At 38.6% G+C, this 8055-nt stretch carries 7 protein-coding genes; 6 read left to right on the plus strand and 1 reads right to left on the minus strand.

From position 1 onward, the window contains the following. Window positions 1-192: 192 nt before the first annotated feature. The gene (gene pruA, locus MW688_RS18470; RefSeq protein WP_486737486.1) at window positions 193-3159 is read right to left on the minus strand and encodes an L-glutamate gamma-semialdehyde dehydrogenase; all 2967 of its coding nucleotides are present in this window, start codon (window positions 3157-3159) and stop codon (window positions 193-195) included. A 203-nt stretch (window positions 3160-3362) separates the two neighbouring features. On the opposite strand from pruA, the gene MW688_RS18475 reads away from it, so the two are divergent. From MW688_RS18475 to MW688_RS18500, 6 genes are all read left to right on the plus strand, one after another. Next, window positions 3363-4229, plus strand: a complete 867-nt coding sequence (locus MW688_RS18475) for an SDR family NAD(P)-dependent oxidoreductase (protein WP_486737487.1) — start codon at window positions 3363-3365, stop codon at window positions 4227-4229. After that, entirely contained in the window at window positions 4163-4918 is a 756-nt protein-coding gene (locus tag MW688_RS18480; RefSeq protein WP_486737488.1) for a phytanoyl-CoA dioxygenase family protein, read from the plus strand. Before MW688_RS18475 ends, MW688_RS18480 begins: the two co-directional genes overlap by 67 nt. Then, window positions 4915-5862 carry a serine hydrolase gene (locus MW688_RS18485; protein WP_486737489.1) on the plus strand — a complete coding sequence of 316 codons (948 nt, stop codon included), beginning with the start codon at window positions 4915-4917 and terminating at the stop codon, window positions 5860-5862. Before MW688_RS18480 ends, MW688_RS18485 begins: the two co-directional genes overlap by 4 nt. Before the next feature lie 8 nt (window positions 5863-5870). After that, a complete protein-coding gene (locus MW688_RS18490; RefSeq protein ID WP_486737490.1) occupies window positions 5871-6128 on the plus strand; it encodes a type II toxin-antitoxin system HicB family antitoxin in 258 nt (85 codons plus the stop codon). Window position 6129: 1 nt separating this feature from the next. Continuing rightward, window positions 6130-6330, plus strand: a complete 201-nt coding sequence (locus MW688_RS18495; protein WP_486737491.1) for a hypothetical protein — start codon at window positions 6130-6132, stop codon at window positions 6328-6330. A 315-nt stretch (window positions 6331-6645) separates the two neighbouring features. After that, the gene (locus MW688_RS18500) at window positions 6646-7773 is read left to right on the plus strand and encodes a calcium-binding protein (RefSeq protein ID WP_486737492.1); all 1128 of its coding nucleotides are present in this window, start codon (window positions 6646-6648) and stop codon (window positions 7771-7773) included. The last annotated feature ends 282 nt before the right edge of the window (window positions 7774-8055 follow it).

Genomic DNA, 8055 nt, shown 5'->3' on the forward strand with positions numbered 1-8055 from the left:
TAGGGGGCGCAAGCCGAAGATAGGGGGCGCAAGCCGAAGATAGGGGGCGCAAGCCGAAGATAGGGGGCGCAAGCCTTGCGCCCCTACTAGAAAATGTAGCGCTAGAAAATGTAGGGTGCGTTAACGAAGTGTAACGCACCGAAAATATCTCACCAATAACTTTGGCTAAAAATACAAAACCTAAATTAAACCCTACTCTGCTCCTTCAATGGGGGCAAAACCTTGACGCTGAATATTTTCAGTAATCACTCGGGGTTCTAAGAATTGTAACAGGTAGTCAGGACCTCCAGCTTTTGAACCCACACCTGAGAGTTTAAAACCACCGAAAGGCTGACGGGAAACAATCGCCCCAGTAATATTACGATTGATATAGAGATTACCTACGGCAAATTCGTTACTAGCCCGTTGAATATGTTCAGGAGTACGAGAATACAAGCCCCCAGTCAGAGCATAATTAGTACCATTAGCTACTTCTAAAGCTTCGTTAAAATCCTTAACCGGAATTAAAGCCACCACGGGACCAAAAATTTCTTCCTGGGCGATTTTAGCATTAGCAGAAACATCCGAGAAGATAACTGGACCGACAAAATAACCAGATTCGGGACTATCCATCTCTAAAGCCACTTTGCCTTCATTCTTCCCTATAGCAATATACTCACGAATGCGATCGCGTGCCTTAGCATCAATCACGGGACCTACTTGGGTACTAGGGGCGTCTGCTGGCCCTATATTCAGAGAACGGGTAGCATCGACTATTCTCTCTTGAAAAGCTTCATAGACGGTTTCTAGGACAACTACGCGGGAACAGGCGGAACATTTTTGTCCGGTATACCCAAAGGCAGATTGTACTACTCCGGCCACGGCTTGGTCTAAATCTGCACTTTCATCGACTATAATGGCGTTTTTACCTCCCATTTCCGCGATAACTCGTTTTAGGTGTTTCTGTCCTGGTTGCAAGATAGCAGCATCGGCATAGATACGACAACCTACTTCTTGAGAACCTGTAAAGGCGATGAGATGGACTTGGGGATGTTTGACTAAATGGGCCCCTACTTCAGAACCTTTACCGGGGATAAATTGAAACACTCCTTTAGGAATACCTGCTTCTACCAGAATTTCGGTAATTTTTGCGGCAATTATTGAAGAACTTTCCGCAGGTTTGAGGAGAGTACAGTTACCAGTTACCAATGATGCCACTGTCATTCCTGTAGCAATTGCCATGGGGAAATTCCAGGGAGAAATAACTAAACTAATACCTCTTGGTTGATAGATATAGCGATTATTTTCTCCTGCCACGTCATAGTTATAACCTTGGTCTAGGCGTTCCATTTCTGCGGCGTAGTAGTTACAAAAGTCGATGGATTCAGATACTTCTGCGTCTGCTTGTTGCAATACTTTTCCTACTTCTAAACAAATCCAGGCGGAGAGTTCGTGGCGTCTTCTTTCCATAATTTCTGCCGCTTTACGCAGTATATCTGCCCTTTTTGAAGCGGGAGTTTTTGCCCATTCAGGGAAAGCTGCTACCGCGGCATTTATTGCTGTTTCTGCTTGTTCTACGGAAATTAAACCAATTTTACCCACTATTTCTTGGATGTTGCTGGGGTTTACTGATTCTACATAATTACTGGTATTCACATATTCCCCATCAATCAAGGGTAAATAGGTTTTCCCTAGGGAGTTTTTAACTTCTCTCAAGGCTTGTTTTGCTTTTTCTCGCAGTTGACTATTAGCATAGTCAGTATCCGGCGCACCCTGGAAGCCGTGGTTATTATCTTCTTCTTTGGCTGCTTCTGGTTTGACTTGGGGAGGGGCAATTAATTCCTCTACTGGTTTATCTTCTAAACTTTGTTTTAAAAAGGAACTATTGGCGGTATTTTCTAATAAGCGTCTAATGAGATACGCCATGCCAGGGAGAATTTTCCCGTAGGGGGTATACACACGGACTCGATAACCTTTTTTTACTAAGGCTTTAGCTAGAGTATCTCCCATTCCGTAGAGTACCTGCATCTCTATGTTACGTCTGGGAATATTTAAAGTTTCAGCAATGGCGATCGCCTTAGCTTGAGAACGCACATTATGAGAACCAATCGCCGCATCTAGATACTGATGATTTTCTAGTAATAGCTGCATCATCTTCTCGTAGTTCAAGTCTGTAGCTGCTTTTTGGTTATATACTGGTTGTGGCCAATGTTTTTGTATAGATTGAATTGTTTCTTGATCCCAGTATGCCCCTTTGATGAGTCTCACTGTTACGGGAGTACCGCGTTTTTTGGCCCATTCTATCAATTTTTCTAAGTCTTGATAGGATTCTTGTAGATAGGCTTGGAGAGTTATGCCGATGTCGCGACGGTTGCGAAATTCTTCTTCTAGTAGTAAATCAAATAGTATGGCTAGGGTTAAATCTTTGTAGACATATTGTTCCATATCGAAGTGGATTCCTGCGCCTACTTCTTTTGCCCTTCTTAATAGTAACCTAATGCGATCGCATACCTTCTGTTTACTTCCTTCTGGATCTATGGGGTCAAATTGGGAGTAAAATGCTGTTAGTTTTACTGATACTTGTACTTGAGGCAGTTTTTCCCCATTTGCTTCATCTATTTCTGCTACTTTGTTCCATTTCTTACTTTCTTCACTAAGAGTTTCAATTAAGTCTATATATCTTTCTAAATATGATTGGGCTTCTGTTTCCGTGATTACCGCTTCTCCTAATAAATCAATGGTAAAAGCCATTTTCTCCTTGCGGAGTCTTTCGATGCTTTTCAATACTTCTTTAATGTTTTCTCCAGCAATATACTTATAAGCTAAAGATTCTACTGATTTTGTAATTGTTTTAGCCGCTAATTGTGCTGGAGGTGAATTTGGTTCACTAAAATTAAGAATTCCCTTTAAGGCGCCTGGTAATTCTACTGACTCGTCACCCAAATACTGCTGTAAATGACGTGCTATTTCTGCATTGCTTTGTAGTGCTGGTAGACAATCAATGAAGCGAAATAATTGTACACGTAAATTTGGATTACTCATCGCCCAACCTAAGAGTTTATCATCCCAGCGCATATTATCTAGAAATGAGCGTTTCTCTTTACTCATTTTTAACAATTCTTGGGCTATTTCCTGAGTTTTATTTTCGTAGTCTTGCTGAGATTTTATTTCTGTAACCACTAGTGATTAACTCCTTAATTATTGATTCTCTGTTTATATGATGTATATAGATATAAACACTCAAGTTAATTTCTTTGTTAATCTGATAATTATTTACAAAGGTGTACTTCTTGAAGTTCACTTTAAGAATAGTTCAAATGCTCAATTTCTCAATAATATCTTTATACATCCAAACATAGTATTATAGCACATTTTCGTCTAACATGAACAATAATCAAAAGCAACAAGTTTGTATAATTACAGGGGGAAACTCAGGAATAGGACTGATGACAGCTTCTAGTGTAGCAAAACTAGGTATGCAGGTAATTATAGGTTGTAGAAATCCTCAGAAAGCCAACAAAGCCATAAATTATCTCAAGAAAGTCACAGGTAATCCCCAGATTGAGTATTTACCCCTAGATTTATCCTCTCTAGACTCAGTAGTTGAATTTGTCGGAATGTTTGAGGAGAAACAACTGCCTCTAAACCTATTGATTAACAATGCTGGTTTATTTAATCAACGAGGCATAACTACAGATGGTTTTGAATTAATTTTCTCTACTAATTATCTAGGACATTTTTTACTAACTCAGTCCCTATTAAATAAGTTGATATATACTAAAAATAGTTGTATTCTAATGATTGCTTCTGATTTAGCATTAAAGGCATCTTCGGTAGAGTGGCATAAGTTGACTCAAACAACTCCTCTTAACTTTCTAGAAGCCTATAGTGTATCTAAATTGTGTTTGTTACTATATAGTTTAAAATTATCTGAGTTGATTAAAAATAAACAAGTAAGAGTTAATAGTATTCATCCGGGATTTGTCCAGTCTAATATTACGATTGGGCACCGTTTGAGTAAGTATTTAGGGATAGGAATCTCTCCAGAAGTTAGCGCGGAGGGGATTGTTAATATAGTAAATAATCCCAAATTTGCAACAATAACAGGCGAGTTGTTAAACTACAAAGGAGAAAAAATGCCTCTAAGTGATTTGGCAAAAGATAAACAATTAGCAAATGAATTATGGAAAAAAAGCAAATTATGGACAGAGAAATACCAAAAGAAGATATCTGGGGACCTTATTCTCTAAGTTTAAGTAAACTAGAAGTTGAAGAAATAGCTAAAACTATTCTCACAGAAGTTCTGCCTAATCCTCCAGCTAAAAAATCATTTTTAAAAAAACTAAGAAATTTAAATTTGGGTTCTATATTGTTAGCATTGGTAGAAACTTCTAAACAGGAATTTTATATGGAGAGACATTTAGATTCACCAGAGTTGTGGTCAATTTGTCAAGATGTTAATTTATTAGCAAAATTAAAAGAACATTTGGGGGAAGATTTAGTTTTATGGCGTTCGGAATTGTGGGTAAACAAGGTATCAAAACAATTGATACCAATGTGGCATCAAGATGTCTATCCCAAGTTGAGGAAAAATAAAGCAGAAACTCGTCATGTGTATATAGCCTTAACAGAAGTTAACGCAGAAAATGGATTTGAATATATACCTACAGGTAAAATAAGTGAAGAATGTAAGCTAAAAATGAGAGATCCCTTTAGTGGAAATCCATTTTTTGACTTGCCATTGGAGTTAACCAAAGAAGCTGAAACGGTAAAATTACAACCAGGTGAGTTTATAATTTTTAGCGATCGCCTAATTCATCGTTCAAAAAAAAATCAAACTGATCAATTGCGACTTTCATTAACTTTACGTGTAGCAGAGTCTCAGCTTAAGCTAGGATCTCTATATAGCTCTAATCATCACCAACCAATCAAATTATGACCTTTTTTCGCCCAGATAGCCAATTAACAACCGCAGGAATGGAAATATTAGAGATGACTTGGTCTAATTTTCCTCAATTAGCTAAAAATCAAATAGCTTTAACTTGGATAGTATATGACCCACCAGTAATTGTGAATACAGGGGGAGCAATATCTCCAGAAGAATTTTGGAAACATTCTGTGAGAGGATTTAGTTATCGTGGAGGCGAACGTATCTACCCTGCTAGTATAGTTAAGTTGTTTTATTTGGTGGCGATTCAAGAATGGTTAGAGGGTGAAATGATTCCCTTTTCCCCAGAATTAAACCGTGCTATACGTGATATGATTGTAGAGTCTAGTAATGATGCCACGAGTTTAGTGGTAGACGTATTAAGCGGAACTACTAGCGGACCAGAACTATCAAGCGGACCCTACACCACCTGGAAGTATCAGAGAAATATAGTAAATAGATACTACCAATCATTGGGATGGCCGGAGTTAGAAACAGTAAACATAAATCAAAAAACCTGGTCAGATGGGCCTTATGGTAGAGAGAGGATGTTTTTAGGGGAATTAATGGAAAACCGAAATATGGTGACCACAGAAGCAGTAGCCCGGTTATTGCATAGTATTATAGGAGGGGTAGCAGTATCATCGGCACGTTCACAAGAAATGATGAATTTACTCAAGCGGAATCTAGAAGAAATTAACTATAGTAAAAAAGATGAACAAGAGAATCAGATTACTGGTTTTTTAGGACAATCTATACCAAAAAACGCTCAAATATGGTCAAAAGCTGGATGGACTAGCCAAGTACATCACGACGCGGCTTATATAGAAATTCCGGGTCAATCACCATATCTATTAGTAGTATTTATTGATAGTAAGGAAGCAATTACTAACCGGGAGTTACTGCCATTTATTTCAGAGGCTATCATTGAGGCGTTGCCAACAACAACGAAGTAGTTAAACTCATGAACCATCACTACAGTATTATCATTCAATGGTCCGATGGCGCCCAATGTTTTGTGGTTACTTTGCCAGAATGGGGAGGTCTATGTCATACATACGGAGAGACATACGATCAGGCAATGAAAAATGCTCTAGAAGTAATTGATTTCTTAGTAAAATCAGCATTAGAAGAGGGACAGTCTCCACCACAGGCGAAAACTTTTGAACAGTTTAATTACAGTAATGTGGTAGAGAAAAAACCCTCAGAAGAAGAAGAATAGTATGGGCAAATTTTGCGTTAAGTTGTGTATGGGAGTGATATTAATGGCGATCGCTCAAATTTTACCTAGTTATGGCCAAAGCAATGTGGGTGGTGAGTGGCTAGATGAAACCAATAATTGGAATACCAAAGGGGCCTTAATTCCTCAAGCGCCTAAATATGAAGGAGGAAACAACCTGGCTGAGTGCGATCGCACTTTATAGTTTGTAGGTTGGGCCCTTGTCACGAAACCCAACATTAATTTTATGACCACACTAAAACTTTTGAGCAGTTTAATAACGCTATAAAGCCTTTTTAAGGCTGGTGAGGTACAAAGGTTATCCTTTTCGAGGCTCCGAGGCAGGAGGCAGGAGTTAGCTGTACCTCATGAGTCCTTTGAAATGCTATATATCTATATATAGTATTTTTGCCTATTAAAGATTGCCTAAAATTTTGTTACAAGGCGGTTTGAGTTTCAAATGAAGCCATAAGAAATCGAATATGATGAGAAATATAATCTCTGTTGAGGATAATGTAAAATGATCGAAGAATTAACTTCCGACCTCATAGATGAATCTGAGATCAATCCAGATGAACTACCTGTGGATTTGAAAGACGCTATCTTAGCGAATGCTTCCCAAGAATTAGAAGTAGCAAATTCCGATTTAGAGATTGTTAAAGCAGAACAAAAGATTTGGCCAGATGGCTGTTTAGGAGTAGCAACAGCAGGTTTCCTCTGTAGTCAAGCTTTGGTACCCGGATATCGCGTAACCATCGCTGGAGGAGAAAAAAATATTGTTTATCACACAGATGAGTCTGAGTTCTTTGTAATAGCAAGTGTAGTAGAAAAGTCTGAATCTAAGACATTTAATACTATCAAAGGTAGTGGAGAAAATGATAACCTCATTGGTGGTGATGACTTTGATGACCTGCGGGGAGGTTTAGGCGATGATACCCTAAAGGGTGGTAATCGTGGTGATAAGCTGCGCGGAGGTTCAGGTAATGATTTATTAGAAGGGGAAAACGGTTTTGACTTTCTACAAGGGGGGATGGGTAATGATACTTTACTCGGTGGTGAAGGTAGAGATACACTTTTAGGCGCCGCAGGCGATGATTATCTGGTAGGAGGAGGATTTGGTAGCTTATTTATAGGTGGAACTGGCGCTGACCCTAAGGATGAGGAGCGTCGTTATGGAAAAGGCGATCGCCTGTTTGGCGGTAATGGCAATGATACCCTAGATGGTGGTAACAGTAATGCTTTGATGTATGGTGGTTCTGGTGCCGATCAGTTTTGGTTTACTGAACCCTTTTTTCAGGTGTCAACCCCTCAACCAGGAGATCCTATTCCCGTTGACGGTCCTTTGATTCCTAAAATTGACGCGATCGCCGATTTTAATCCAGAGGAAGATTTAATTGCTATAGATAGTAATCTCAGTAGTAATTTAATCCCTGGCGTAATCTCAGAAGAACAATTTATTGTCGGTTCTGCCCCTGTAACTAGCGATCAATTTTTTATCTATCAGGTTTCTTCTGATAGTAATACAGGGGAAACAGAAGGGCTATTGTGGTTTGATAGTAATGGTAGTGAAGATGGAGGGATAATTACTAATATCGCTCGCCTACAGGGTTCTCCTGATTTAAATTCTAGTCATATTTTGATTATGTGACATATTAGCGTTAAAGTGAAGACAGGTTTGGCTCAGATCTTGCACCAAAGCCCAAAAGTTGCTGGTGTAAGGGTAATGTAGAATGCGCGAATTAAGAATGTAGAATGATTTTTTTAGTATAAATACTCAATTTTTAGTTATTAAAATCTATTGAGCCATCAAATAAATAAATTTTGACCAGATAAAATAGTACTTTTGTTCTCTGAGGGGGTGAGTTTAATTAAAAAATCAATTTTGAATAAGGATTAGTTAGTACAATAGTACTGGTGCTTTGCTCTAAGT

Source organism: Johannesbaptistia floridana (assembly GCF_057440575.1).

What these genes read in the sequence shown, in the direction of transcription:
- MW688_RS18485 (WP_486737489.1), top strand. Translation starts at nt 4,915, where the DNA reads ATGACCTTTTTTCGCCCAGATAGCCAATTAACAACCGCAGGAATGGAA.
- MW688_RS18495 (WP_486737491.1), top strand. Translation starts at nt 6,130, where the DNA reads ATGGGCAAATTTTGCGTTAAGTTGTGTATGGGAGTGATATTAATGGCG.
- MW688_RS18500 (WP_486737492.1), top strand. Translation starts at nt 6,646, where the DNA reads ATGATCGAAGAATTAACTTCCGACCTCATAGATGAATCTGAGATCAAT.
- MW688_RS18490 (WP_486737490.1), top strand. Translation starts at nt 5,871, where the DNA reads ATGAACCATCACTACAGTATTATCATTCAATGGTCCGATGGCGCCCAA.
- MW688_RS18480 (WP_486737488.1), top strand. Translation starts at nt 4,163, where the DNA reads ATGGAAAAAAAGCAAATTATGGACAGAGAAATACCAAAAGAAGATATC.
- MW688_RS18475 (WP_486737487.1), top strand. Translation starts at nt 3,363, where the DNA reads ATGAACAATAATCAAAAGCAACAAGTTTGTATAATTACAGGGGGAAAC.